The sequence below is a fragment of the Streptomyces hiroshimensis genome (assembly GCF_014650335.1).
Classification (GTDB): Bacteria; Actinomycetota; Actinomycetes; order Streptomycetales; family Streptomycetaceae; genus Streptomyces; species Streptomyces hiroshimensis.
Genome location: NZ_BMUT01000001.1, coordinates 851,312 through 876,713, shown reverse-complemented (window position 1 = coordinate 876,713; position 25,402 = coordinate 851,312). Strand labels below are relative to the sequence as shown.

Annotated in this window: 20 protein-coding genes and 1 pseudogene; 5 read left to right on the top strand and 16 right to left on the bottom strand. The window is 71.2% G+C overall.

The features are described 5' to 3' along the window. The first annotated feature begins 12 nt into the window (after positions 1 to 12). On the top strand, positions 13 to 684 hold the full coding sequence (locus tag IE241_RS03540) for a hypothetical protein (protein ID WP_229898716.1): 672 nt from the start codon (positions 13 to 15) through the stop codon (positions 682 to 684). A 92-nt stretch (positions 685 to 776) separates the two neighbouring features. Here IE241_RS03540 and pcaB read toward each other — a convergent pair whose 3' ends face one another. The 14 genes from pcaB to sbnA form a co-directional block, all read right to left on the bottom strand. Then, positions 777 to 2,213 carry a 3-carboxy-cis,cis-muconate cycloisomerase gene (gene pcaB / locus IE241_RS03535; protein ID WP_190020060.1) on the bottom strand — a complete coding sequence of 479 codons (1,437 nt, stop codon included), beginning with the start codon at positions 2,211 to 2,213 and terminating at the stop codon, positions 777 to 779. After that, positions 2,210 to 4,249, bottom strand: a complete 2,040-nt coding sequence (locus tag IE241_RS03530; RefSeq protein ID WP_229898715.1) for an FAD/NAD(P)-binding protein — start codon at positions 4,247 to 4,249, stop codon at positions 2,210 to 2,212. Before IE241_RS03530 ends, pcaB begins: the two co-directional genes overlap by 4 nt. A 39-nt stretch (positions 4,250 to 4,288) precedes the next feature. Continuing rightward, positions 4,289 to 4,822 (bottom strand): NADPH-dependent FMN reductase, encoded by a 534-nt coding sequence (gene ssuE / locus IE241_RS03525; protein ID WP_190020058.1) that lies wholly within the window; start codon positions 4,820 to 4,822, stop codon positions 4,289 to 4,291. Positions 4,823 to 4,880: 58 nt separating this feature from the next. Next, the gene (locus tag IE241_RS03520) at positions 4,881 to 6,404 is read right to left on the bottom strand and encodes an FAD-dependent oxidoreductase (RefSeq protein WP_190020057.1); all 1,524 of its coding nucleotides are present in this window, start codon (positions 6,402 to 6,404) and stop codon (positions 4,881 to 4,883) included. Further along, positions 6,401 to 8,512: a molybdopterin oxidoreductase family protein gene (locus IE241_RS03515; protein ID WP_190020056.1), complete on the bottom strand. Its 2,112-nt coding sequence runs from the start codon at positions 8,510 to 8,512 to the stop codon at positions 6,401 to 6,403. The genes IE241_RS03520 and IE241_RS03515 overlap by 4 nt, the downstream gene beginning before the upstream one ends. 10 nt (positions 8,513 to 8,522) lie before the next feature. Beyond that, positions 8,523 to 9,857, bottom strand: a complete 1,335-nt coding sequence (locus tag IE241_RS03510) for an MFS transporter (RefSeq protein ID WP_190020055.1) — start codon at positions 9,855 to 9,857, stop codon at positions 8,523 to 8,525. A gap of 159 nt (positions 9,858 to 10,016) precedes the next feature. Next, positions 10,017 to 10,880, bottom strand: a complete 864-nt coding sequence (locus tag IE241_RS03505) for a PAS domain-containing protein (RefSeq protein WP_190020054.1) — start codon at positions 10,878 to 10,880, stop codon at positions 10,017 to 10,019. Between the two features lie 3 nt (positions 10,881 to 10,883). Then, positions 10,884 to 11,660 carry a thioesterase II family protein gene (locus IE241_RS03500; protein ID WP_190020053.1) on the bottom strand — a complete coding sequence of 259 codons (777 nt, stop codon included), beginning with the start codon at positions 11,658 to 11,660 and terminating at the stop codon, positions 10,884 to 10,886. Beyond that, complete coding sequence (locus tag IE241_RS03495; protein WP_190020052.1) at positions 11,653 to 11,886, bottom strand: acyl carrier protein; 234 nt, start codon at positions 11,884 to 11,886, stop codon at positions 11,653 to 11,655. Before IE241_RS03495 ends, IE241_RS03500 begins: the two co-directional genes overlap by 8 nt. Before the next feature lie 58 nt (positions 11,887 to 11,944). Next, a complete protein-coding gene (locus IE241_RS03490; protein ID WP_190020051.1) occupies positions 11,945 to 12,517 on the bottom strand; it encodes a hypothetical protein in 573 nt (190 codons plus the stop codon). A 306-nt stretch (positions 12,518 to 12,823) separates the two neighbouring features. Beyond that, positions 12,824 to 13,945: an acyl-CoA dehydrogenase family protein gene (locus tag IE241_RS03485; protein WP_229898713.1), complete on the bottom strand. Its 1,122-nt coding sequence runs from the start codon at positions 13,943 to 13,945 to the stop codon at positions 12,824 to 12,826. Between the two features lie 158 nt (positions 13,946 to 14,103). Beyond that, positions 14,104 to 15,828, bottom strand: coding sequence for an amino acid adenylation domain-containing protein (locus tag IE241_RS03480; protein WP_190020049.1), 1,725 nt, complete (start codon positions 15,826 to 15,828; stop codon positions 14,104 to 14,106). Then, positions 15,825 to 16,928 (bottom strand): 2,3-diaminopropionate biosynthesis protein SbnB, encoded by a 1,104-nt coding sequence (gene sbnB, locus IE241_RS03475; protein ID WP_373300552.1) that lies wholly within the window; start codon positions 16,926 to 16,928, stop codon positions 15,825 to 15,827. The genes IE241_RS03480 and sbnB overlap by 4 nt, the downstream gene beginning before the upstream one ends. Continuing rightward, a complete protein-coding gene (gene sbnA, locus IE241_RS03470) occupies positions 16,925 to 17,908 on the bottom strand; it encodes a 2,3-diaminopropionate biosynthesis protein SbnA (protein ID WP_190020047.1) in 984 nt (327 codons plus the stop codon). Before sbnA ends, sbnB begins: the two co-directional genes overlap by 4 nt. A 433-nt stretch (positions 17,909 to 18,341) precedes the next feature. On the opposite strand from sbnA, the gene IE241_RS03465 reads away from it, so the two are divergent. Beyond that, positions 18,342 to 19,157 (top strand): helix-turn-helix transcriptional regulator, encoded by an 816-nt coding sequence (locus IE241_RS03465; protein WP_190020046.1) that lies wholly within the window; start codon positions 18,342 to 18,344, stop codon positions 19,155 to 19,157. A gap of 44 nt (positions 19,158 to 19,201) precedes the next feature. On the opposite strand, the gene IE241_RS03460 is transcribed toward IE241_RS03465, so the two are convergent. Beyond that, positions 19,202 to 20,485 carry an MFS transporter gene (locus tag IE241_RS03460; RefSeq protein WP_190020045.1) on the bottom strand — a complete coding sequence of 428 codons (1,284 nt, stop codon included), beginning with the start codon at positions 20,483 to 20,485 and terminating at the stop codon, positions 19,202 to 19,204. A 54-nt stretch (positions 20,486 to 20,539) separates the two neighbouring features. Between IE241_RS03460 and IE241_RS03455 the strand changes: the two genes are divergently transcribed. The 3 genes and pseudogenes from IE241_RS03455 to IE241_RS03445 all read left to right on the top strand — a co-directional run bounded on the left by IE241_RS03455 (position 20,540) and on the right by IE241_RS03445 (position 23,073). Further along, positions 20,540 to 21,292: an AraC family transcriptional regulator gene (locus IE241_RS03455; protein WP_190020044.1), complete on the top strand. Its 753-nt coding sequence runs from the start codon at positions 20,540 to 20,542 to the stop codon at positions 21,290 to 21,292. A 191-nt stretch (positions 21,293 to 21,483) separates the two neighbouring features. After that, positions 21,484 to 21,671: pseudogene (locus IE241_RS35080) on the top strand (FAD-dependent monooxygenase); the annotation flags it as partial. A gap of 310 nt (positions 21,672 to 21,981) precedes the next feature. Then, entirely contained in the window at positions 21,982 to 23,073 is a 1,092-nt protein-coding gene (locus tag IE241_RS03445; protein WP_190020043.1) for a PP2C family protein-serine/threonine phosphatase, read from the top strand. Positions 23,074 to 23,131: 58 nt separating this feature from the next. Here the strand turns inward: IE241_RS03445 and IE241_RS03440 are convergent, their stop codons facing one another. Beyond that, positions 23,132 to 25,354, bottom strand: a complete 2,223-nt coding sequence (locus IE241_RS03440) for a hypothetical protein (protein ID WP_190020042.1) — start codon at positions 25,352 to 25,354, stop codon at positions 23,132 to 23,134. Positions 25,355 to 25,402: the final 48 nt, after the last annotated feature.

The window sequence follows — 25,402 nt, the reverse complement described above, 5'->3', positions numbered from 1 at the left end:
CACGGGATCACGTTGAACTCACGCGTCATGCGCAACGGCGGCAGACTGGCGGCCCTTTCGGCGGCCTCGCTGGGAATGATGGCGGCCATGGCCCTGCCGGCGGCCGCCGCCGACGAGCCCACCCGTAAGGAGCTCATAGCCGACTGTGCGTCGGGCGAAGGGAAGTGCAGCTTCAACGACCCGGTGCTCGGCAAGGCCTTCCTCGGCGAATTCCGCCAGGTGTCCAACTCGCTCTACAACTGCAGCACCTCGGACGCCACGCAGTCGATGGGCTGGTCCGACTCGGTCGGCTCGACCGACTCCGTGGGCGTCTCCGTCACGGCCGGCGGCAAGATCGCGGGCATCGTCGACGTCAGCGTCACGGCGAACTACGGCCACACCTGGTCGAGTTCCCACGAGGAGAACAGCTCCCTGAACATGACGGTGAAGCCCGGCGAGGTCGGCTGGATCTCCCGCGCGCAGGTGATGCAGACCGTCTCGGGCACCTGGCAGACCCACTACGACAGCCCCAAGTGGGGCCACTACTACTGGTACATCCCCGACACCATCACGGGCCCGGCCAAGAACGGCACGGACGGGCAGAGCAACGCGGTGGTCGTCAAGTCCCGCAAGATGACGTCGGCGGAGAAGGCGTCCTGCTCCTCGGGCCAGAAGGCCGGCAAGGCGTTCGTCGCCCAGCGCTGATCCTCCCCCACGCGACTGCGCCCGGCGGCACCCCCGTCCGCCGGGCGCAGTCGTGCCCGCCGCCGGCGGCCGGGCCGCGCGCAGCGACCGGCTCAGGCACACTCCGCCGTGCGCGCCCGGTGGTGGTCGAGCGCCCTGTCGACCAGTTCCCCCGCGCCGCCCGCGTACCGCGTCGGATCGAGGAGCCCGGCCAGGGCCTCCGGCGGGAGGTGCCGGCCGATGACGGCGTCGGCGGCCACGGCCTCCGCGAAGGAGCCGCCGACCGCCATCGCCTCGGCCGCGACCCGGGTGATGTGCTTCTTCGCCTCCGTCTTGCCCATGCCCGCCGCCAGGTGGACGGCCAGGCGCTCGGCGACCACCTGCCCCCGGGTCAGGGTCAGGTTCTCCGCCATCCTGCCGGGTACGGCGGTCAGGCCCTCCGCGAGCTCGGCCGCGGTGTGCGCGGCACCGCCGGCCAGCCGGAGCGCCTCGCGGAGCGGCTGCCACTCCGCGTGCCAGGCGCCGGCCGGACGCTCGTCCTCGGCCAGCATGGACTGGTGCAGGACGGACACGTGGCCCGGCATCTGCAGAGCGGCGGAGACCAGCAGCGCGGACAGGACGGGGTTACGCTTCTGCGGCATCGCCGAGGAGCTCCCGCGGCCGTCCGCGAAGGGCTCCGCGGCCTCCCCCACCTCGGTGCGCACCATGTTCTGCACGTCGAGGCCGAACTTGCCCAGGGAACCCGCCAGCAGGGCCAGGTCACCGCCCAGGCCCGCGACGGGGATGCGTGCCGTGTGCCAGGGCAGGACGGGGTCGGCCAGGCCCAGCTCCCGGGCGAACTCCGCCGAGAGCGACAGCGGCGAAAAAGCGGCCCCGGAGGCAGCGTTCAGCGCGGCGACCTCCTGGTAGGCGGCCATGGTCCCGGCGGCGCCGCCCAGTTGGACGGGCAGCCGGGCCCGGGACGAGCGCAGCCGGTCCTCGGCCTCCCCGACGGCGTGCAGCCAGCCCGCCGCCTTGAGCCCGAAGGTGGTCGGCACGGCGTGCTGGGTGAGCGTGCGGGCGGCCATCGGGGTGTCGCGGTGGGCCGCGGCAAGGGCGGCCAGGGCCCGGCCCACCCGGGTCAGGTCCCCCAGGACCAGGTCGAGTGCGCGCGCCGTGACCAGCATGGCCGCGGAGTCCAGGACGTCCTGGCTCGTACTGCCGAAGTGGACGTGTTCGGCCGCGGCCGGGTCCTCGGCCGCCACCGCCCGCGTGAGGTCTCCGACGAGGGCGACCACCGGATTGGCGGCCTCACGTGCCCTGACCGCCAGGGAGACGAGGTCGAAGCGTCCCTTGTCCGCGACCGAGGCGATGGCGTCGGCCGACTTCCGCGGGATCACGCCGAGGCGGGCCTGGGACCGGGCCAGGGCCGCCTCCACGTCGAGCATCGCCCGGAGCCAGGCACCGTCACCGAGCAGCGCCTCGGCGGGCGTTCCCGCGCGGACGGTGGACAGCAGGCCGGCGTCCGGGTCCGGAGTGGGGTCCGGCGACTGGGGTGCAGGCGTGTTCATACGGGGCGGTTCCCTTCGTGCCGGAGGACTGCAGCAGGGCCGGTGGCGACCGTATCGCTCTGTGCCGTGCCGATGTCGCGTACGGTGCCGGGGACCGCAGTACCGGCGCCGGCGATGGCGGCGCATGCGGTCAGCGCCGCGCGGGCGATGGCGTCGGAGTCGCCGAGCGTCACGGAGTTCACCCCCGGCCGCACGCCTGCGGCCGTGACCCAGTGGACGTGTTCCGTGGGGACCCCGTAGGCGAACCGGGCGGGGTGCGGGCGCCCGCCCGCGTCGATCACGCGGTACGGGCGGCCGGTGACGCTCAGGCCACCCGTCCGGTAGCCGGGACCGGACGGATCGCCGATGTCGTACGGGCGGCACCGGCCGGCCGCCAGGAGGTCGCTCATCAGGGGGTCCCGGGTCGTGCGGAGGTCCGTCCCGGGAAGCCTGGCCTCGATGAGGGCCGCCACCCGCACGGGGGCCGATGCCCGGATGAGACGGGACGTGACGGCGAACCCGCCCGTCTCCGCGTCGGCCCTCACGGTCATTCCGGGGCCCACGAGGGTGAGGACGCCGGCTTCGACGAGCGCGGTCATCTCCCGGATGCGCCGCACCGGAGGGCCGATGGAGAGGAAGGCGTTCAAGGGCGTGTACCAGTGGTCCAGGTCGGCACGGTAGGAACTGCCCGTGATTCCCCCGTGGTCGACGACGAGGCGTATCTCGTTGCGGAGGTCGCGCAGGACGTCCAGGGCCGCCTTGAGCGGGTTGGTGACATTGCCCTGCGACGCCATGGCGGCGTCGGCGCGCAGGTGATCGACCAGCCAGGCGTTGAAGCCGGCGATTCCCTCGAAATCCCTTCCCTCGTACGGTTGCTGGAGACGGTTCCAGTCCCAGTGGTCCTCGCGGCCGACCGAGAACTCCAGCAGCAGCGGCTCCTCCGGCTCGGCGGCGCCGACCACCTTGACGTACCGCGTGAGGAATTCCGCGGCGACGTCGCGGTCCTCCCGCCGTGCGATCAGAGCGGCGTAGTAGGTCCCTTCCACTTCCTTGCTCGCCAGCGGCCATACGTCCCGGCGGAAGTCGGCCGGGCGGCCCGCCGCGGCCCGCTCCCTGAACCGGTCGATGACGCCGGGGGTCAGGAAGAGCGGGGAGTGGCGCTCGGACACGCCCTTCTCGTTCTCGCCTCGCGCGTGGTGGGGAATCCCGCGCCGCGATCCGGCGACGAGCCGCGGCTCCTCCCCTGACGGCTCGTAGACGAGCCCCCGGTCGCCCGGGCGGAACGTCCCGCCCCGGCCGGTGGACAGGAGGGCCATGTAGTCGAAGAAGTTGAGCCCGAGGCCGCGCAGGGCGACGACGGATCCGGGAGACAGGCCGGTCAGGTCGGCGTCGGCCGGATTGGACGGCGGGATGTACATGCTGCCACGGCGTTCCGCATGGTCCGCGAGCACGCGCTCGGAGCCCGACGGAGCGGTGTCCGTGTGTCCTTGCGCGAGAACGACGGCATCGAGCCCGGACAGGACGACTCCGCCGTCCAGTTCGACTTCCTGCCGGCCGTCGGCGCGGTCGGTGAGCCGGACCGCCCTGGCTCTGTGCCGGTGCACGGTGACCTGTTCCGGTGCGGCAGCGACGATGTGCTCGTAGGCCCATTCCAAGTAGGCGCCGTAGAAGGCTCTCGACGGATAGGAGTCGGGACCCAGCCGCCGGGCTTCCTCCCGCACGGCCTGCGCGCAGGTGTCCGCCCGGTCGGTGGAGGAGAGCGCCCGGGCCCATGCGTGGAGGCTCGGCCCCGCGGCCACCGGACCCTCCAGCTCGACGCTCTCGTCCGTGAAGATCGTGATCTGGGAGGCCACCGTGTTCATCAGCAGGTCGTGCGGCTGATCCGTCCGCCAGACTCTGCCGGATCCGGCGGCGAAGGGCTCGACGACCTCAAGGGTGACGGGAACGCCGGGGCTCACGACCGGCGCATTGGCGCATATCCTCTCGATGACCGAGAGGCCGCGCGGGCCGGCCCCGATCACGGCAATGGACCTGGTCGCAGATTCGGATGAAGCCATGTTCATCTTGCTCCTTCTCAACTCCCTCACGCCGTCCGGTCAGGGTGCCGCGATCAGTGCTTTGCGGAACTGCTCGATGACGCCGTCGAGCATTTCCGTGCTCTCGGGCGGAATGCCGGGCCTGCCGCTGCTGCAGTCCAGGTGCTTGTCCAGCAGGAAGAGGCTCTGTACGACGTGGCGCGCGCCGAGCGACTGCACGACCGGCCGCAACGCGTAGTCCAGGACGAGGACGTGTGCCGTGCTGCCGCCGGTGGCCAGCGGCAGCACGACCTTGCGGGTGAAGCCGAACTGCGGGAGCAGGTCCAGGAAGACCTTGAGCAGCCCGGAGTAGCTCGCCTTGTAGGTCGGGGTCGCCAGGACGATCCCATCGGCACGGGCGACCTGTTCGGCCGCCTCGGCGATCGCCGGGTCCGAGCGGTCCGCCTGGAGCAGCGGCGCTGCGGGCAGCGTACGGATCCGCAGATGGGCGGCGTTCCATTCGTATTCGGCGAGCCGCTCCGCCACCAGATCGCCGACCATTTCGGTCTTGGAGGTCGGAGACGGACTGCCGGAAATTACCAGGACTTTGGACACGGCCGCTCCTAGGAAGTGTCGCGATGAAGGTTTTCTCAGGTATTCCGGGGGTCGCAGGTCAACGGACGAGGAGCTCCTTGAGCTGCTGCGGTTCCGGCTGTGGATCCGGCTGCTGTGGATTCACAGCCGGGGCGAATGCGCCACCGGCATCGCCCGAGCGGGCGTCACCGGCCTCGTCCCGCTCCTCGCGCGTGGCGTTCAGCCACCGGCAGATGCCGTCCACCGCCCCGGCGCAGCTGCCGCAGCCGGTGGAGGCGCGCGTGGCGCGGGCCAGAGCCTCCGCCGTGCGGGCCCCGCTGCGCCAGCCGGTCACGAGGGCCGTCTTGGTGACGTTGTTGCAGCGGCAGACGACGGTCTCGCCGGGGAGGTCCGCCGGAGCGTCCGTCCGTCCGGCGACGGCTCGTCCGGCCAGCAGGGCGAGGCGGTCGACGGGGGTGGGCGCGCCGGCGTCGTAGAGCCGGCTGACGGCGGCCACGGAGGCGGGGAAGCCGAGCAGGATGGCGCCGACGATGCGCTCGTCCTGCAGGGCGAGGCGGGCGTACTGGCCACGGGCCGGGTCGGCCAGGGTGACGACCTCGGCGTCGGGGAGGTCGTGGTTGCCGTCGCCGATGACGGCGAGGTCGACGCCGCGGGCCTTGAGGCGCGTGACGGTGCGGGTGGTGGTGTAGGGCCGGTCTCCCCCGGTGAGGGCTTCGGCGAGGGTCTCGGCCTGCTCCCAGGCGGGGGCGATGAGACCGGATACCTGCCCGGCGTGCTCCGCGCAGTCGCCGAGGGCGTGGATGCGGGGGTCGCTGGTGCGCATGTGGTCGTCCACGACGATGCCGCGGCCGACCCGGAGCCCGGCGGCCCGGGCCAGCTCGGTATTGGGCACCACTCCCGCGGAGACGACGACCAGGTCGGCGGGCAGCCCGGTCCCGTCGTCGAGGACGAGCCGGCTTCCGGTCCAGGAGGCGGCCGCGCGGCCGGTGTGGATGCGGATGCCGAGGCGTTCGAGGACGCCTGCCAGGGTCTTCCCCGCGGGCGCATCGAGCTGACGTTCCATCACATGCGGTCCCATGTGCACGACGTCGACGCCGTGGCCCCGGTCGTTCAGGGCGCGGGCGACCTCCAGGCCGAGCACGCCGCCGCCCAGGACGACGATGCCGCCGGCCCGGTCCAGGCGCTCCTCCAGGCGCCGGCAGTCGGCCAGGGTGCGCAGGGCGACCACGCCCTCGGCGGGGTCGCCGCCGGCACCCGTCAGGCCGGGCAGGGGCGGCAGGAAACAGCGCGCGCCGGTGGCCAGCACGAGCTGATCGTAGAGGTGCAGCCGCCCGTCGCCGGTCCGCACCGTGCGCCGCTCCCGGTCGATGCCGGTCACGCTGACGCCCCTGCGGACGGTCACGGTGCCGCTGTCGTGGCCGGTGAGGTACGTCTGCTCGGGGGAGAGCTTTCCGGCGATCACGGAGGGCAGCAGCACCCGGTTGTAGGCGGGTTCGGCTTCCGCGCCCAGGACGGTGACGGCGCACGAGGGGTCGCGCGTGCGCAGCAGTTCGGCCAGCCGGTGCCCGGCCGGGCCGTTGCCGACGATGACGATGCGGTTCACAGCTCACCGCTGCCGGTCGTGGCTCCGGTGCCCAGCGGCTCCAGGCGTACGGCGCAGACCTTGAACTCCGGCATCCGCGACACCGGGTCCAGCGCGGGGTTGGTGATCAGGTTGGCCCTTCCGGCGCCGGGGAAGTGGAACGGCAGGAACACCGTGTCGGTGCGCAGCGAGGCCACGGTGCGCACCCGCGCGACGGTCGCACCGCGGCGGGAGACCACCCGGGCGAGCCGGCCCTCGGTCAGCCCGTTGCGGCGGGCGGTGTCGGGGTGGACCTCGACGAACGCCTCCCCGTCGGCCTCCATGGACTCGGGGACGCGCCGGGTCTGGGCCCCGCTCTGGTACTGCGCCAGGACCCGGCCCGTGGTGGCGTGCAGCGGGTAGGTGCCGTCGGGCAGCTCCGCGGCGTCGCGGTGGCCGACCGCCCGGAACCGGGCGCGGCCGTCGTCGTGGGCGAACCGCTCCAGGAACAGCCGCGGTGTCGGCGTGCCGCCTGCGGGATAGGGCCAGTACGCCGGCCCGGCGGGGCCCGCCGCGTCCACGGCGTCCATCGTGCTTCCCAGGTACTCCGGTTCGATGCCCGAGTAGTCCGCGAGCCCGCCCGCCGACGCGCGCCGCAGCTCGGCGAAGACGTCGCCGGGGTCGTCGGGGAAGCGTTCCCCGGGCTGACCGAGCCGGACGGCGAGCTCGCGCAGCACCCACAGGTCGCTGCGTACGCCCGGCGGCGGGTCGATCGCACGGCGGCGCCGCAGCACCCGCCCCTCCAGGTTGGTCATGGTCCCGTCCTCCTCGGCCCACTGCGTCACCGGCAGCACCACGTCGGCCGTCCGTACGGTCTCCGACGGCACGAAGTCGGCCACCACCAGCAGGTCCAGCGCAGCGAGCCGCTCGGCGATCCCCCGGGCCGCGGGCGCCGAGACCACCGGGTTCGAGCCGAACACCAGCAGCGCCCGCGGTCCGCCCGGCCGGCCCAGGGAGTCCAGGAGCTCGTAGCCGCTGGGGCCCGCTCCCGGCAGGTCGCCGGGGTCGACGCCCCACACCCCGGCCACGTGGGCACGCGCCGCAGGATCGGTGATCCTGCGGTAGCCGGGCAGCTGGTCGGCCTTCTGCCCGTGCTCGCGGCCGCCCTGCCCGTTTCCTTGGCCGGTCAGGCATCCGTAACCCGAGCCCTCGCGGCCCGGCATGCCCAGCGCCAGCGCCAGGTTGATGTAGGCCGAGACGGTGTCGGTGCCCTTGGAGTGCTGCTCCGCGCCCCGGCCGGTGAGCACGTACGAGCGCTTCGCCGCGGCGAGCATGCGCACGGCGGCGAACTGGTCGGCCACCGGCACGCCGGTCACCCGCTCGGTGCGCTCCGGCCACCACTCGGCCGCCCGGCGCCACGCCTCGTCGAACCCGCTCGTGCGCTGCGCGACGTAGTCGTGGTCCAGGTGGCCCTCCACGACCGCGGCGTGCAGCAGGCCCAGCGCCAGCGCCAGGTCCGTTCCCGGGGCGGGGCTCAGGTGCAGGGCCGCGCGCTCCGCCGTCGCCGACCGCCGGGGGTCCACCACGATCAGGTCGGCGCCGGCCAGGTGCTGCATCAGCGGCGGCATCGTCTCCGCGACGTTCGCCCCGGCCAGCAGGACCACGTCGGCCGAGGCCAGGTCGGTCACCGGGAACGGCAGGCCCCGGTCCAGTCCGAACGCCGCGGATCCGGCCGCCGCGGCCGAGGACATGCAGAACCGGCCGTTGTAGTCGATCTGCGAGGTGCCCAGCGCCACCCTCGCGAACTTGCCGAGCGTGTAGGCCTTCTCGTTGGTCAGCCCGCCGCCGCCGAACACCGCCACGGCGTCCGGGCCGTGTGCGCGGACGATCCTGCGGAGCTCGGCGCCGACGTGGTCCAGCGCCGTCTCCCACGACACCGGCCGCTGCGCCGTCCCCGGCCGGGGCCGCATCAGCGGCGAGGTCAGCCGGTCGGGCGCTGCGAGCACCCGCGCGGCCGTCCACCCCTTCAGGCACAGACGGCCGGCGTTGACCGGGAAGTCCTCGTCCGGGGAGACCGTCAGCCCCTGGGGCGAGACCTCCAGCCTGGTCCCGCACTGCAGCGCGCAGTACGGGCAGTGCGTTCGCGTCATCCTCGGCTCCTCACGCGGGTTCCGGGTGCGTCCGGTCGGCTGCGGCCGGCCGGTCCTTGCGCAGGTACACCGCGCGCACCACCAGCACGCACACCGCGTAGAAGACGACGAACCCGGCGACGGCCGGCCCGGCCGAACCGGCGGCGCCGAAGGAGAACTTGAACGCCAGGTTGATGAGCACTCCGCCCAGCGCGCCCACCGCCCCGGCGATCGCGATGACGGCGCTGGAGGCCTGTGCGGGAGAGCCCGCCCCGTCGTCCGCCCGCCGGGCGAACACCTCGGGGATCATCCGGTACGTGGAGCCGTTGCCGATGCCGGCGAACACGATGAGCACGGTGGACGCGATGATGAACGCCAGGGACGAGGAGACCTCGGTGGCCACGTACAAGAACGCGGTCCCGACCGTCATCGCCAGCAGCATCCACAGCGTGACCCGGGCACCGCCCCACCGGTCGGCCCAGCGCCCCCCGAAGGGGCGCGCGAGGGACCCCAGCAGCGGGCCGAGGAAGGTCAGCGACGCGGCCTGCAGCGCGGTGAAGCCGAACTGCGCCTGCAGCACGAGCCCGAACGCGAATCCGTAGCCGATGAACGAGCCGAACGTCGTCACGTACAGCAGGGACAGCATCCACGTGTGCTTGTCGCGCAGTGCCGCCCGCTGGGCCGAACCCTGGTGCCGCAGCGTCGGCAGGTTGTCCATCCACAGTGCGGCGGCGATCGCGGCGAGCACGAGCAGCGGCATGTAGAGCGAGATCAGGTAGACGGGGTGCGCCGCGCCGGCCGTCGCGAGCACGGCGAGTCCGGCAAGCTGGGCGGTCGCCACGCCGAGGTTCCCGCCGCCGGCGTTCAGGCCCAGCGCCCAGCCCTGCCGGTGGCGCGGGTAGAAGGCGTGGATGTTGCACATCGACGAGGCGAAGTTCCCGCCGCCGAGCCCGGCGGTGGCCGCCACCAGCACGAACACCCACAGCGGCGTGCCGGGCAGGCGTACGAACACCGCGGCCAGAACGGTCGGCACGAGCAGGATCAGCCCTGCGAACACCGTCCAGTTGCGCCCGCCGAACCGGGTCACCAGATATCCGTAGGGCAGTCGCATCAGGGCGCCTACCGCCGTCGGCGTGCTGATGAGCAGGAACTTGTCCGACGCGCTGAAGGAGAATCCGGCGTCCGGCCCGAGGAACAGGACGAGCACCGACCACATGGTGAAGACCGAGAAGCCGATGTGCTCGTTGACGATGGACACCACGAGATTACGGCGGGCCACCCGGCTGCCCGTCTCGCGCCAGAAGCGCTCGTCCTCCGGGTCCCAGTGCGCAAGTAACGATGGCGACCGGTCCTGTATCTGGGTCATCGGGCATTCCTTCCCCCGCCGATCGGGACACGCAGTAAGTCACTCGGAATATGCGGTAATGGAATAGTGGTAACGGCATGCGCAGTAACGGAATATGCGGTGGAGGGACGGGCGGGCGGGGCACGGTGGGATTCCGTCCGTGCCCCGCCCGCCCGGCGATCAGGCCGGCCAGCCGAACGCGCTGATGGTGTCGCGGGCGCGGCCCGGCTCGGGGTCGTTGAAGACGAAGCAGCGGGTGTTGCTGACGCTGCCGCCCTCCGCCTGCGCCGTCGAGAAGATCAGCACCGGCCTCGGCTCCCCGTCCTTGGTGACGAAGTTCGCGCGGAAGTTGATGATCGGCGAGTCCTCGTCCCAGCGGGAGAGGAAGTCGTCGAGCAGGCCCTGGTCCTCGTAGATCTTGCGGATGTGACCGCCGACGTACTCGGTCGGCGTGGCGGTGTAGTCGACCAGGGCGACGTCCGCGGGGTTGGCGTGCATGACGTTGCCGTTGACCCCGATGAGGTGGATCGCCACCGGCGCCACCTGGTAGAACTCGCGCATCACCGCTTCGTTGTCCTTGGCCGGGGCCAGGGACGGGTGGGCGCACTCGTCGACCGCGCGGATCCAGGCCGTGGCGTCGGACAGGGCCGCGTCCTCGGTGCTGGTGCTGGAGACCGGCAGCCGCTCGCCGAGCTCCGGACGGCTCACCCAGTGGATGCGGGTGCCGGCGCCCTCGCCCGTCAGCACCGCATTGACGCGGGCCGCGCGGTCCTTCCCGTCGGCGCTGCGGTAGGTGACCGCGGCGTGCTCGAGCCGGCCGTCCTTCTTCAGCCGCTCCAGCAGCTGCGCCAGGTCCTCGCCCGCACCACCGGACAGGATCCGCTCGCCGAGGTGGGCGGTCTCCCCGCCCATGAGAACGGAGAGCGCCTTGTTGTGCAGGACGACGGCGCCGGACCCGTCGGTTATCGCGATGCCCACCGAGCTGTTCCCGATGACGTCGATCAGCTGCTCGGTGGAGGGGATGGTGACGTTTTCAGCCGTCATTTCTTACTCCTGGTCTGCTGAATTTGAATGCGGATGACGATTCACGATTTTTCCGATGGCCGCCGCGATTTCTTTCCGGCCGGACAGATGGTAATCATGTCCGCCGCCGAATGTAAACATTCCCAGAAAAGGGCCGCCGGTAAAGCGTTTCCATTCGAGCATTTCCTCGGGCCGGGCGAATCCGTCGGCGCGTCCGCAGAACAGTGCGAGCGGCGCGCGGACCGGTCGCCCGGCGGTCCGGTGTTCCCGGCGCATCCGGAGGTCCGCCAGCAGGCGGGCACCCTCGGCGTCGCCCTCCCGGTCCGTGGCGCGCTGTTCCCGGCGCAGGGCCGCGAACGCATGGGCCACCAGGGAACGGGGAGCGCTGCCCGGCTCGCGGGAGCCGGAGACGAGCAGGCTCGCGACCTCGGTCCCGCCGCCGGGCCGGGACCTGCCGCCGGGCCTGGCCTCACCGTCGGGCCGGGCCTCGAACAGGACTGTGAGCTCGTAGGCGAACAGCGCCCCCAGGCTGTGCCCGAAGAGGTGCAGCCGCCGCCCGGGGAGCAGTCCGGCGAGTTCGCCGGCCCAGCGTTCCACGGCGCCGTGCACCGAGGCGGGTGCCTCGTCGTGCACCAGGCGGCCGCGGCCGGGTATTTCACAGTGCACTGCCGGAAGCGTGGCCGGCAGCCGGGACCCTATCGGGAGGTACGGCGACGTGACGCTGCCGGCCGGGGGCAGGAAGACCACGACGTCGGCGGCCCCTTCGAGGCGCCCCTGCACGACGAAGGATCGCTCAGGCATGGAGGAAGTTCTTCTCGATGCCCTTGAGGGTGCGGAAAGCATCGAGATCGACCTCGTCGGACTGCAGCATCGTGCCGCGCAGTTCCTCCACGTAGAGGACGAGCTCCACGAACTGCAGGGAATTGATGATCCGCGTCTCGATGATGTCGGTTTCCTGGTCCAGTTCGGTCAGGTCGGGATTGCGTTCGAGGATCCAGGAGCGCACATCTGTCCAGCTCGCCGGCATAACCGCTCCTCACTCTTTTCATTCTTTTCGACTGTCTGACGCGCGGGTACGGGATGGATTACCGGCCGGCACCGGCGGGTGCGTGCGTGGCGTACGCGTTGAACGCCGCGACCCGGTCGGCCACTTCGGAGACGAGGGCGAGGTCGCCCGGGCTGAGCGGCCCCCGGCGGTGCGCCGCACCGCGCACGAGGACGAGGTGTCCCCCGGGGACGCCGCGGTAGTCCAGCGAGAGGGCCACCGCCGAGTCGGCCTGCCACGCGCGCAGCAGGTCCAGGTGTGCAGGGTCCGTCTGCTTGGCCAGCCCCTCGTGCCCGCTGATCACGAGCTGGGGCCCGGAGCTCTTCAGGGCCAGGGCGCGCACACCGTCCAGCGCCGCCGAGAACTCGGCCGGGGACTGGACGACGGGTCCGGAGTGCGTCGCCGGTGCGTCGAGGGAGACCGCCGAGGCCATGAAGGGGACGCACGCCCTGGCCGCCGCCGGTACGACGTCCGCCGCGCCGGCGGTGTTCCGTACGGTGGCGCCGATGTGGGCGAGGAATCCCAGGGATTCCTCGGCGGCCTTTCGCCCCGCAATATAGCGCAGAGCGGTCGTCCAATTCTCGGTCGGGTTTTCCGTGCTGTTTCCGGGCATGATGGGGTCCCTCGAATAATTCGATTCGGGTGGGATGCGGGGTTCGTGTTTCGTGTTTCGTGATTCGACGTTAACGGGTTTTCCCCGGTCGGCACAAGGATTTCATCCGGGCCGTTCGTCAAATCGGTGGTTCATTTATCCGCGCAGAATGGAGGCATGGCTGTGCCGCATCGCTTGCCACTTGGTGTTTTTCGGCGCAGGCAGGGGCGCGAAAGCGCGCGTATGCACATGTGCGCGTATACACGTATGCACGTATGCGCGCAGGGAACGGCGCAGAGGTGCGCCGGACGAGGCGGAACCGCCGGATCAGGCGAAGTTCACATCCGGGTCGAGCAGGCACAGCTGCCCGTCCGCCAGGTGCAGGCGGTCGTTGCTGTAGTTCAGCGCCGCCGAGCGCAGGTCGCGCAGGGACTTCTCCAGCCGGGTCGGCGAGTCCTGGAGGTAGCCGTGCCGCAGGCCGACGGCGTCGACGAGGTCGTTCACGGCCGCGTGGCACTCCTCGGCGGCGGTGATCTTGAGGTTGTTCAGCAGAAGCTGGCTGCCCGGGGCGGACAGGTCCGTCTCCCCCGCGACCAGCTCCTGCGTGCGGCGCAGCAGGGCGTGGACGCCGTCGAGCCGCTGCCGGGAGCGGGACAGGCGGGTCAGGAACAGTTCAGAACCGAGGTCGAAGCGTTTGCGGGCCTTCGGGTCGCGCAGCAGGCGCAGGACCCGGGACAGGGCCCCGGACGCCGTTCCCAGCCACGCCGCCGACCACCCGAGGTGGGCCAGCGGGCCGAACACGTCCTGCGCGATCCGGTGGAACGCACCGTGCTCGCCGAGCACTTGGTGCGCGGGGATCGTGCCGCTGAGGGTCAGCGGGAGGCTGTGGCTCGCGCGCATGCCCATCGGGCACCACTGCCCGGTGGCCTCCACGCGCAGCTGCCGGCGGTGGGCGTACACCAGGGAGACGTGGTGGTCCGCGGTGGCGTCCGGGCTGCGCATCGTGATGAGGAAGCCGTCCGCCACGGTGCCGCCGGTCACGATCGGCGCGGTCCGGTCGATCTCCAGGGTCGCTCCGGCCTCGCGCAGCGGGGCGTACGACTTGAACAGGTGCCCGCCCTTGCCGGGTTCGGTGGTGACCGAGGCCAGATACAGGTCTCCGGACGCCAGCAGGGGCAGGAGCTCCTCGCGCAGGGGCGACGCCGCGTGGCGCACGATCGCCTCCGACTGCTGGCAGTGCATCGCGAAGATCATCGCCACCGACATATCGGTGCGCCCCAGGATCATGCTGACGTCGACGAGGTCCGCGACCGTACCGCCGAGACCCCCGTCCTCGGCGGGCACGAGGAGGCCGAGCAGCCCGGTCCGGCGCATCTCCGCCAGCGCCCGCTCGGGGAAGACCGCGTCGCGTTCGGTCCGGGCGAGGTCCTCTTCGGCGACACGGGCCACGGAGGCGGCCCGTTCGGCGAGGCTCGGTGCGCCCGCGGGTTCGCCGCGGTCCGCGGAGACCCCGGACTCCTTCGCCGCTGCTGCGGCGGCCGTTGTTGTCGCTGCCGTTGTCGCTGCCGTTGTCGCTGAAGTAGTTGCTGAAGTAGTCGCTGCTGTGGTCATCGCGCCTCTTTCCGGGGAGTGGCGGCAGCCGCCTGCAGCGACCGGTGGTCGATCTTTCCGTTGTGCGTGAGGGGCAGCGCGTCCCACTCCCGCCAGCGCCGCGGCACCATCGGCAGGGGCAGGGCCGCGCTCAGGGCTTCCTCCAGCGCCTCCGGCGACACCGGGCTGCGCGGGCAGTAGTGGGCGACGAGCTCGCCGAGATCGCCCTCGCCGGACACCGTGACGGCGCACTTGCCGACGGCGGGGTGCCGGCTCAGGACGGCTTCGATCTCGTCGAGCTCCATGCGCACGCCGGCGACCTTCACCTGCCGGTCGCTGCGGCCGAGGTAGTGCACGAGCCCTTCGGCGAAGCGTGCGAGGTCGCCGGTGCGGTAGAGCCTGCCGGTGGGCGAGGCCGGGTCGAAGGGGTCCCGGAAGAACGCGCGGTCGGTGGTGCCGGGGTCGTTGAGGTAGCCGAGGCCCACGCCGGTCCCGCCGACGAACAGCTCGCCGCTCTCCCCCGGTTCGGCCGCCCGCCACGTGCCGTCCGCGCCGTGCACCAGCAGGTAGAGCGCGGTGTTGATGACGGGTGAGCCGACCGGGAGCCGGGGGCGTACGAGGTCGGCGGCTGTCAGCAGGTGATGGGTGACGTCGTCGGAGCACTCGGTGGGGCCGTAGGCGTTGACCACGTGCACGTGCGGGAGGGCGTCGAGGACCCGTGCCGCCACGGCGGGGTGGAGCTCCTCGCCGGTGGACAGCAGCCACCGAAGGCGCCCCAGCAGCCCTCCGCCCAGGCGCTGCGTCTCGTCGACGAGCCAGCCGACGACGGTGGGGACGAGTTCGACGACCGTCACCCCTGCGGTGTCGAGGGTGCCGACGAGCCGTCGCGGGAAGCGCATGGCGCTGTCGTCGACCACGACGAGCCGGCCGCCGGCCAGCAGCGGGCAGAGCATCTGCCAGATCGAGATGTCGAACACCAGCGGGGCCGTGAAGGCCACGACGTCGCCGGGGCCCAGGGACAGGTCGGCGACCTTGGCCCAGAGGTGGTTGAGCATGCCCTGGTGCTCGACCGTGGCGCCCTTGGGGCGGCCGGTGGTTCCCGAGGTGAAGATGGTGTAGCGGGTCTCATGGGAACGGTCGGCGGTGTTACGGGGCAGGGGCGCGGCGGACGTGCCGCTGTCCTGCGTCGGCGGTCGCAGAGTGGGGATCCCCTCGGCCTCGGCGGCCGCCCTTGCCGCGTGGGCGGTGCCCTTGCCCTTACCGTCGCCGTCGCTGTCGCCGTCGCCGTCGCCGTCACCGGAGTAGTCCAGCAGCAGTGCCGCCCGGCTGCGGTTGAGTACGTCCCGGACCCGTACCTCCGGCCAGCCCGGGTCGACGGGCAGGTAGGAGGCGCCCAGGCTCTCCAGCGCGAGGAAGACGACGGGCGTGCCGGTGCTGCGGGGGCCGGTGGCGGCGACCACGTCACCCGCGCGCACCCCCTGGGAGAGCAGGGCGTCCCGCATCGCGGCGATGCGTTCCAGTAACGCGCCGTAGCTCATGGTCCGTCGGCCCTCGGTGACTGCGGGACGGTCCGGGTCCTGCTCGGCGTGCCGGATGACGTACTCCAGCACCCCGGTCCGCGTGTCCGCCTCCTGGGCCTTGCGCAGGGCCAGGGCATTCGCCCGGTCCACCGCGCCGGGAGCCAGCGGGAGTCCGGCACGGACGCGCACCGTCTCCCCGGTGTCCTGTGGTGTCGTCGTCATCGGGCCACCTCCTGCGCCCCCGGGCCGCTGTGGCGTTCCAGGTCGTGGAAGAACCCGTCGACCACCGCGAGTTCGCCTTCCTCCCGGGCCCGGGTGAAGACGTGCTCGCCGACCGCGAGGTCGAGCACACCCAGGCCGAAGGGGGAGAAGACCACCGTGCGGTCGCCGGGAACAGCCACCCGGCCGGTGAGGACGTCGTGCAGCGTGCCGTCCAGGAATTCCCGCCCGCCGGTGAGCTGTTCGGCGAGGTGGACCGAGGTGTTCGCCTTGAGGACGTGCTCGACGTCGTCGACGATGTTGACGCTGTCGAGGATGACGTCGGTGCCGAGGTCCCGCAGGGATACGTGCAGCACCAGCGGGTGGTGGGCGAACCAGGACGGGTCGAGGAGGTGCGGAGCGGCCGCCGTGGTGGCGCAGACGACCACGTCGGAGGAACGGATCAGTTCCTCGGCGGAATCGTGGACGCGCACGGCCGCATCACCCGCGGCGCCGCCGAGATACTGCGCGAAACCGCGGGCGTAATCCGCCGACAGGTCGTGGACACCGAATTCCTCCGGCGCCCGGTCGCGGTCGAATACGGAGGAGAGGTACGTGTGCAGATAGCGGGCGATGAGCCCGGTGCCGAGAAATCCCACACGGCGTACGGAGCGTCCGCCGGCGAGAGCCCGGGCCGCGACCGCGGCGGAGGCGGCGGTCCGTACCGCGCTGATGATGGAGCTCTCCAGACAGGCGTACGGATATCCCGTGACCGGGTCGTTGAGGACGAGAACGGCGGAAGCCCTTGGAATGCCGCGCTCCAGGTTGACGGGAAAGCTGGAGATCCACTTGATTCCGTCGACCGGGCGGTCGCCGCCGACCGAGGCGGGCAGGGCGATGATGCGGGCGGTGGGCCGGTCCGGGAAACGGAGGAAGTACGAGGGCGGATTGACGGTACGGGCCTCGCCGTGCAGGAGATAGGCCTTTTCGACGAGTTCGGTGATCTCCCGTTGCCGGCCGTCGAGCATGCGGTGCACCGTACGGCCCGGGACAACGGAGAAGTCGGGGATTCCTGCCTGGATTTCTGCCTGGATTTCTGCCTGGATTTCTGCCTGGTCGCTCAAAAGTTCTCCAGGAGTGAGGTGACGTCGTCGTGACCGTAGTGACGGGCGACCCACGCGTCGTCGTAGATGGTGTCGACATAGCGCTCCCCCAGGTCGGGGGCGATCGCGACGGCGGTGTGGGCGGGGGTGTGGTGTCGGGCGAGCCACCGGGAGGCGGCGCTGACGACCGTTCCCGAGGAGCCGCCCAGGAGCATCCCGTGCGCGGCGAGCCGGCGGCAGGTGCGGATGGTGTCGATCTCGTGGACGCGGATGACGTCGTCCACGAGGTCGCCGGTGAGTGCGGGGTCGATCAGCGGCATGGGGGTGCCTGCGCCGAGTCCGGGGATGTGCCGTGGCCCCGGGGTTCCGGCGAAGCTGACCGAGCCGACGCTGTCGACGGCGATGATGCGGACCTGGGGCCGGTGTTCACGGAAGTAGCGCGCGCACCCCATGAGGGTGCCTCCGGTGCCCGTGCCGATGAACAGGGTGCCGAGGTCGGGGAACTGCTTGGCGATGAAGGGGGCGGTGTTCTCGTAGTGCGCCGCCCAGTTGGCCGGGTTCTCGTACTGATTGAGCCAGACGCAGGCGGGGTCCTCCCGGCAGCGCTTTCGTACGTAGGCCTTGCGGGCGGCCAGGTATCCGCCGGTCGCATCGGGTTCGCCGACGATGACGACCTCGGCCCCCAGGGCCCGCATGAGGCTCACGGTGGCGGGGTTGCAGTTGGGGTCGGTGACACAGACGAAGCGGAGTCCTTTCGACGCGGCGGTCACGGCCAGGGCCACGCCGAGATTGCCGGAAGAGGACTCGATCAGGACGGAGTCGGGGCCGATGAGGCCCTCGCGCTCCGCGACGGCGACCATCCATGCGGCCGGTACGATTTTTATGGACCCGGCGAAGTTGAAACCTTCGCATTTGAGGTGGAGAGGAATGCCGAGAGTAGGCTGCAAATCGATGTAGACATCACTCTCGAGCAGCTCGTGGGCAGCGGTGATGAAGGTCATGCGTTGCGTTCACTTCCATTCGTCTGCGCAGATCGGAAAACAATCCGCGGCAAAGCGAGTCGTGGTCCGCAGGGCATGCTGGATCCACCCCGGACCACATCATGTGTCGCATGTGCGGTAAGGGCGATAAATGGACGCGCTAAAGCTTTCTGAATGGAAATCTACGGGCTCGTCCGGTGCGGCACCACCGGCCCCCGTATGCGTTTATCCGGCTGGCCGGGGCCGGACAACGGCACTGACGCGGAGATCGCGCCCTGAGGAAAGTCGTGGAATCCGTGACTGGACCGGCATGCGGCCGGTAAATCCCCCTGCCGGGTTCTCGGGGCCCGGATAGGAGGGGTCATTGTCCTCCATGGTTCGAATGCCTTTCTGTACCCCCTGCCCTGGAGCTTCTCAAAACCGTCTGTTCGGTCGGTAGTGAATAATCGGCCAGGTGATACTTCATAACGGCCATGACCGAGATGTCGTCCGGCGCTTCGTCCTGCGCCCGGACGAGACCGTCCCCCCGCACCGGCACGAGCAGACCCAGGTCGTCGTCCCGCACACCGGCGTTCTGGCCGTGATCACGGCACTGGGAACCTGGGTGATCGCCGCCCCGGACCGTGCCGTCGTCATCCCGCCGGGACTCGAGCACTCCCACCGCGCCCACACCCGGAGCCTGGTGTCGACGATCATGCTGGCCTACCCGCCGATGCGGGCCCGGGGCGGTGACGACCCCACGGTGGTGAACCTGACCCCGCTGGCCCGGCACGTGCTGACCGCCCTGGCCGAGCCGGACCGCCCGGCCCGGACGCGGTCCGCGCTGGAGAACGTGCTGCGCTACGAACTCCGCAATGAGAAACACCAGTCCAGCGCGCTGTCGCTGCCCACCCCCCGTGACCCGCGGCTGCTGGCGCTGAGCAGTTCGCTGATCCACGCCCCGGGCGACGGCCGCAGTCTCGACGACCACGCCCGGGATCTGGGGACCAGTCAGCGCACGCTGCGCCGGCTGATCAAGTCCGAGCTGGGCATGTCCTTCCCGCAGTGGCGGACCCTCGTCCGCCTGGTCGCCTCACTGACCCACCTCGCCAACGGCGAGTCGGTCACCGACACGGCCCACCTGTGCGGGTTCACCTCGCCGAGCGCCTTCATCGCACGCTTCAAGGAGTTCGTCCACGTCACCCCGGGCGCCTACCGGGACCGGATGGCGGCGTCCGCGACGGAGACCGGCCGCGGCTCGCGGACGGAGACCGGCCGCAGGTCGCCGTAAGACAAACCCTTCGGGGGAGACGGATCCTTCGGAGGCGGGGGCCGTCAACGGGGGTTCCGCCGGGCGGGAGAGGGCTCGGCCCCGGAGGCGTCCGCGGTCTGCTGCAGCAGTCCCGCCTCCGGCGCCGGTGCGAATGCCGGCGCAGGTTCCGGCTCCGGTCCCGGCTCCGCCTCCGGCGCTGCCGGCTTCGGCGCGACCGGCTCGGGCAGCGTACGGAACAGCAGCCAGGCCAGGGCGGGCATCGCGATCAGCGGGGCCAGGGCCGTCTGCAGGGAGGTGGCGTCGGCGACGCTGCCGATGACCGGGCTGACGAGGCCGCCGATGCTGACGGTCAGGCCGAGGGTGATCCCGCTGGCGGTGCCGACGCGCGAGGGGAGGTAGTCCTGGCCGAGGGTGACCTGCAGGGAGAAGGGGATGTAGAGCCCCGCGGAGGTGAGGGCCACGAACAGGTAGATCAGCGGGCCGGGGGCGAACACGATGCCCGCGACGGCGGCGACCGTCATCAGATACGCCCCGCGCACGACGGTGACCCGGTCCCAGCGGTTGGCGAGGTTGCCGCCCAGCACGGTGCCGACCGCACCGCCCAGGTAGAGCACGCACAGCGCCGCGGTGCCCGCCGCCGTACCGCCGCCCGTGCGCTGCCGGGTGTAGAACGAGATGAACGTGCTCAGGCCGATGAACACGATGGACCGGCAGACCACAGCCAGCGACAGCTTCACGAACGAGGCCTTGTCGTCGGCGCCGACCACCGCAACGGACTTGCGCGAGCCGGTCCCTGACGTGCCGTCCAGCAGACGCACGACGAGAAGGCACAGCACGCTGCCGACGAGGGCGGGCACCGCGAACAGCGGCGTGAGCCGCAGGCCTCCGGCAGCCATGACCCCCGCGACCATCAGGGGGGCGACGGCGAAGCCGAGGTTGCCGCCGAGGGAGAACCAACCCATCGCGGTGTGACTGCCCTTGCTGGCGACGCGCGCGACGCGGGCGGACTCCGGGTGGTACGCGGCGACCCCGACGCCGGAGACGGCCACGAACACCAGCGTCAGCGCGTAGGACCCGCCGAGGCCGCTCAGGGCGATCCCCAGCCCGCCGAGGAGCGTGCTCAACGGCAGCAACCAGGGCATGGCCCACCGGTCGGTGAGCACGCCGAACAGCGGCTGTGCCACGGAGGACAGCAGCGACGCGGCGAGGACGATGCCCGACGCCGCGGCGTAGGTGTAGGCCCGTTCGGCGACGAAGAACGGGACGAGCGCGGCCACCGCACCCTGGTAGACGTCCACACAGGCATGCCCGACCGAGAGGAGGAGGATCGCTTTGTTCCTTGGCACCTCATCATGGTCACCGCTCGGCACCGTGTCGCACTTCCGATAATCTGCCAATCGATGAAGAACATCCGCCATGAGCCGGTCGCGCCGACCCGTATGCAGTGGCTGGCGCCCGGAACGGCCATCGACGCCCACCGTCACGACGACCACCAGATCGTCTACGCCGCCCGCGGAGTGCTGGCCATCACCACCGACGCCGGCTCCTGGATCGCCCCGGCCACCCGTGCCATCTGGGTACCGGCCGGAACCGTGCACGCCCACCAGGCGCACGGGGGGCTCGACCTGCACCTGGTCGGCATGCCCGCGACCGACAACCCGCTCGGCCTGGACGAGCCGACCGTGCTGACCGTCGGCCCCCTGCTGCGCGAGCTGATCCTCGCCTACACCCGCTCTCCGGACGACGAAAGCCCCGAACGCGGGCGTCTGCGGGCCGTCCTGCTCGACCAGTTGCGCGCCTCGCAGCAGGAACCCGTACACCTGCCCGCCCCCACCGCGCCACGGCTGAAGGCCCTGTGCGAGATCCTGCAGGCCGACCCGACCGACGACCGCACCCTCGCCGCCCTCGGCAAGGAGGTCGGCGCGAGCGACCGCACCCTGTCCCGGCTGTTCAAGTCCGACCTCGGCATGACGTTCCCGCAGTGGCGCACCCAGCTGCGCCTCTACCACGCCCTGATCCTGCTGGCGGAGAACACACCGGTGACCACCGTGGCCCACATGTGCGGCTGGTCGTCCGCCAGCGCCTTCATCGACGTCTTCCGCCGCGCCTTCGGCCACACCCCGGGCTCCCACCAGCCCCACCAGTCCCGCTAGCTGCGGTTGCTGCGGTTGCCGTGCCTGCGTCCGCGGCTGCGCCCGGCTCGCCGCCCGTACGCCGTCGGGCGACCATGGGAAGTGCGGGACGGGCCCGGGGCCCGGAGCCGGGACCCGGTCCCGGGGAGGCGCCCGTGGCGCACCCCGACACGACCGACAGGACCAGCACGACCAGCCCGACCGACGTGCTGATCACGGGCCTGGGCACGGCGCCGTCGAGCGCGGCACCGAGCCGCTGTCGTTCGCCCAGGACGCGGACGGCGTCACCGCCCGGCTGCGCACCGCCTCCGGCGAGGGCGACGACGGCGACGGCGAGGAATGCCGTGCCCGCTCCCTGATCGGCTGCGACGGCGCGCACAGCACCGTCCGCAAGGGGCTGCGCAGCCGACGGGCACGGGGCACGCGCGCGGTGGCGGCGGCGTGGCGCACGGGCTGGAGGGCGGCCGCGCCCCGGACTGCACCGGCCTGCCCCTCCAGGTCGCCGCCTACCCGCTGCCACCGGCTTCATCGTCCGCCCGGACGGGTACCTCGGCGCCCGCTTCCCCCTCACCGGGACCGCAGCAGCACTGTCGGCCTACCGCACGGCCCTGTCCGCGCCGGCATGAGGTGAGCGGAGCGGTACCCCAGGTGGGGGTAGATCCCGGCCAGAAGGCCCCATATATCCGTATTGCCTGGATATGCTATGCATCATGGTCAAGCCTGGACAGCTGCGACTCCGCCTTCCCCACGGCCAGGGGTCCCTCGTTCTGCTGTCCCCGGTGATCCTGACCGTGGTCATCGCCGGTCTGGCGTACTCCACGCCCCCGGACATGGCCTTCAGCCGCATCCTGCCCGCGGCCCCGGCCCTCGCGGCCGCCATGTGGCCCGTGCTGCCCACGGTGCTGCTGGGGACGGTGTGCTTTCTGCTGATGATCGGCCTCAGCCTCGTCTTCCCCGGCCTGGGGGCGTGGTACACGGTGGCGGGCATCGTGGCGGTCACCGTGGCGGCCGCGTACGGCAGCCACGTCCGGCTCCAGCGGGAGCAGGCCCTCTTCCAGGTCCGGCTCGTCGCCGACGCGGCCCAGAAGGTGGTCCTGAGCCCGATGCCGCGCCGCTTCGGCGGCATCGAGATCGAGGCGCTCTACCTCGCGGCCGCGGCGGAGGCCCGCATCGGCGGGGACTTCTACGAGGCGGTCACCACGCAGTACGGGGTCCGGCTGCTCATCGGCGACGTACGGGGCAAGGGCCTGGCGGCGGTGGGGACGGCCGCGGCGGTGGTCAACTCCTTCCGGGAGGCCGCCCACGACGAGCCGGACCTGGGCGGCATCGCGCGCCGCCTGGAGGCCAGCAGCACCCGGTACAACGCCTCGTTCCCCCCTGACGACCTGATGGAGCGCTTCACCACCGCCGTCCTCGTCGAGATCCCGCCCGGGGACGGCCGCATCAGGATCCTCAACTGCGGGCATCCCCCGCCCCTGCTCCTGAGCCACGACGGACTCCGCGTCCTGAGCCCCTCCGCGCCCTCACCGCTGCTCAACCTCGCGGACCTGATCGGCGATTGCTACAGCATCGACACCTTCGACTTCGGCCCCGACGACGAGCTCCTCCTCTACACCGACGGCGTCACCGAGGCCCGCGACCGCAACGGCAGGTTCTTCCCGCTGACGGACTGGATGCGCCGGCAGACCCCGGTCCGGCCCCGCGAGCTGCTGGACGGGCTCCACCGCGACCTCCTCCACTTCAGCACCGCAGGCCTCGACGACGACATCGCCGCCCTCGCCGTATGCCTGCGCACGAACTAGCGACGTCAGAGTCTGCACATGCCGCGGGTGAACCCTCGTCGTCCCGGCCGCCGGTACGTCACGGGGTGTCGCGGCGGCCCGCCTCGGCCTTGTCCACCAGACCGCGGACGATCTGCCGCCATCGCCTCCTCGCTTTCCAGGCATACCTGTGGTCTTCGCCGATCGGGCGCCAATCAGCGAGTTCGCCCAGCCGGGACAGGAGCGTCTCCACGTCGATCCGGTCGTATCCTGCTCGCTTCGGATCGAGCTGCCGGGCGATGTCGTGGAGCCGATGTGCCGCGCGGTAGTAGGACAGTTGAGTGTCGGTGAGCCGACGCGCCGCGTAGCCGCCGCACTTACTGCACCAGTCGTAGTCGTCGCGGGCCAGCAGATCCCCGACGGTCAGCAGGTCGTCATAGTGGGTGACGCCGCGCTCGCGGGCGTGCCCGCACAGCGGCGAGTGTCCCTTGCCCTCGTCTCGCGGGTCGGCACTGGTGGTGTAAACCTGCACTTCGGCGAGCACGCCCAGCGGGATTCCGCTGCCTCCTCGCCACCGGTCGGTGGTAGGCGGTTCGAACGGTTCGAGATCCAGGGGGCTGCCGGTGAGCAGGCCTTGCCACACGTCAAAGGGCACGCCGCGCCGACGACTACCGCTGTCGAGGGTCCGAAGGTCATGAACGCCGCGGGCCATCGCGAGGCAGCGGAGATTACGTTCGCCGTCCTGATACCGGAAGGTCAGCCACGCAGTCCTCCGCGCTCCATCGGTGACACTCAACCAGTCCCCGAAGCGTGGGTCATGCACATCATGGACTCGCTCGGGCCAGATGCGCTCATGCTCTTCCGGCCTCGGGCCGATCTCGCCGGCCCATGACTCGATCACACTCGTGGGAAGGTCCGAGGCACCGGCCACGATGACACCGTTCCATCCGCGTGCCAACCGCTTCTCGATGACTGCCGGCGGCAGGACCTCGGCCCCGCTGCTCGCCGAGAAGACGATGTAGAGCTGATCCACGTCGGGCGAGACGGTACGCAGTGCGCGGAGGTGATCCGCGGTGACCGGGCGCCGGTCGATTACAGGGGTGTCGTCGAAGATCCCTGGCTGGATGTAGCTCGTGCGATCGCTCGCCTCCCCTGCCGCCATCGGAGGGACTCCCACGTCGTGGATTCGGCAGTCGTCCAGGAAGGAGTCGGCGATGAGCCGGTCGGCGATGAGGCTGGGGACGTGCAGTGTGAGCGTGCGACGGCCCCAGTCGGCGTCGACGAGATAGGTGAGCAGAACACCGGTCGTCCACCCGTCCAGGTCTGCCAGGAAGCCCGCTTCACCGGAGTGAGACGCGTCGCCGTCGCTGACTTCCGGCAGGCGCGCGATCACCCATCTCGTGGGCGCAGAGGTCGCCGAAGACGCAGCCGTGCGTGCGGTGTCCTCCCAGGAGGCGACGAGGCTTTCGGCGCCGGCCACGGCCTGGTGATATCCCTTGCGGTTACTACGGATGTGATGCACCAGGCTGTAGGCGACGTAAGAGCGGTCGCCGGGACGGCCCCAGCCGTCCGAAGCCCGGCGCTGCCACTCACCCCACAACGCCTTCACATGCTTCGCGATGTCCTCCCTCTTCCCCAGCACGCCGAACGCCGCGTCGTCGAGGGAGAGTTCCGGCTCGCTCATACCCGCCACCGCTGCGGAAAGAAGGAGCCCTGCCGGGTCGACGAACAAGGCCGCCTGCGCCTGCAGAGACTCCAGGTACTGCTCCTTCATCGCCAGCTTCGGCTTCACCCAGTCCTCGAGCCAAGGGAACATCGCGGCGATGGCCCGGGCCTGATGCAGACTCTTCGCGGCATCACGCCAGTGAGCGAACACCCGGTCCCGAAGCCACTCCGCCTCGTCGCGCGCTTCCTGTCCGTCAGCGTCGTCGTCATCGCCGCCGCCGTACTCGGCCGTGGGCTCTACCTGGAGGAGGTCGGCCGCAGCCTTCAGCTCTTCCTCTTCCCAACCGTCGTCCGGGTCCGGCGCAGTGTAGGAGTGCAGCTGGTACAGCAGGCCTGTACCGCCAAGTGCCTCAAGGAAGATACCCAGTCCGCTCGCAGGCCGCGCCCACGAACCCCACTGCGCACACCGCGAGCACATCCGACCGATCGTTATCGCGTTCAGCGGAACTTTTGCCGTCGCCACGTTGTCCGTCCGCAGCTGGGTGCAACTTGACGTGACGTGCAGCTTGGCCTTTTTATTTTTGGCCGAATGGACCGTGACCGGCACCCCCTCGAACGGGCCGAGCGGAACGTCAGCAGTCAGCGAGCAGTCGAGCACGGATCCTCCCCTTGTCAGGCTCGGCTTACGAGCCTAGGCCGGGGCACT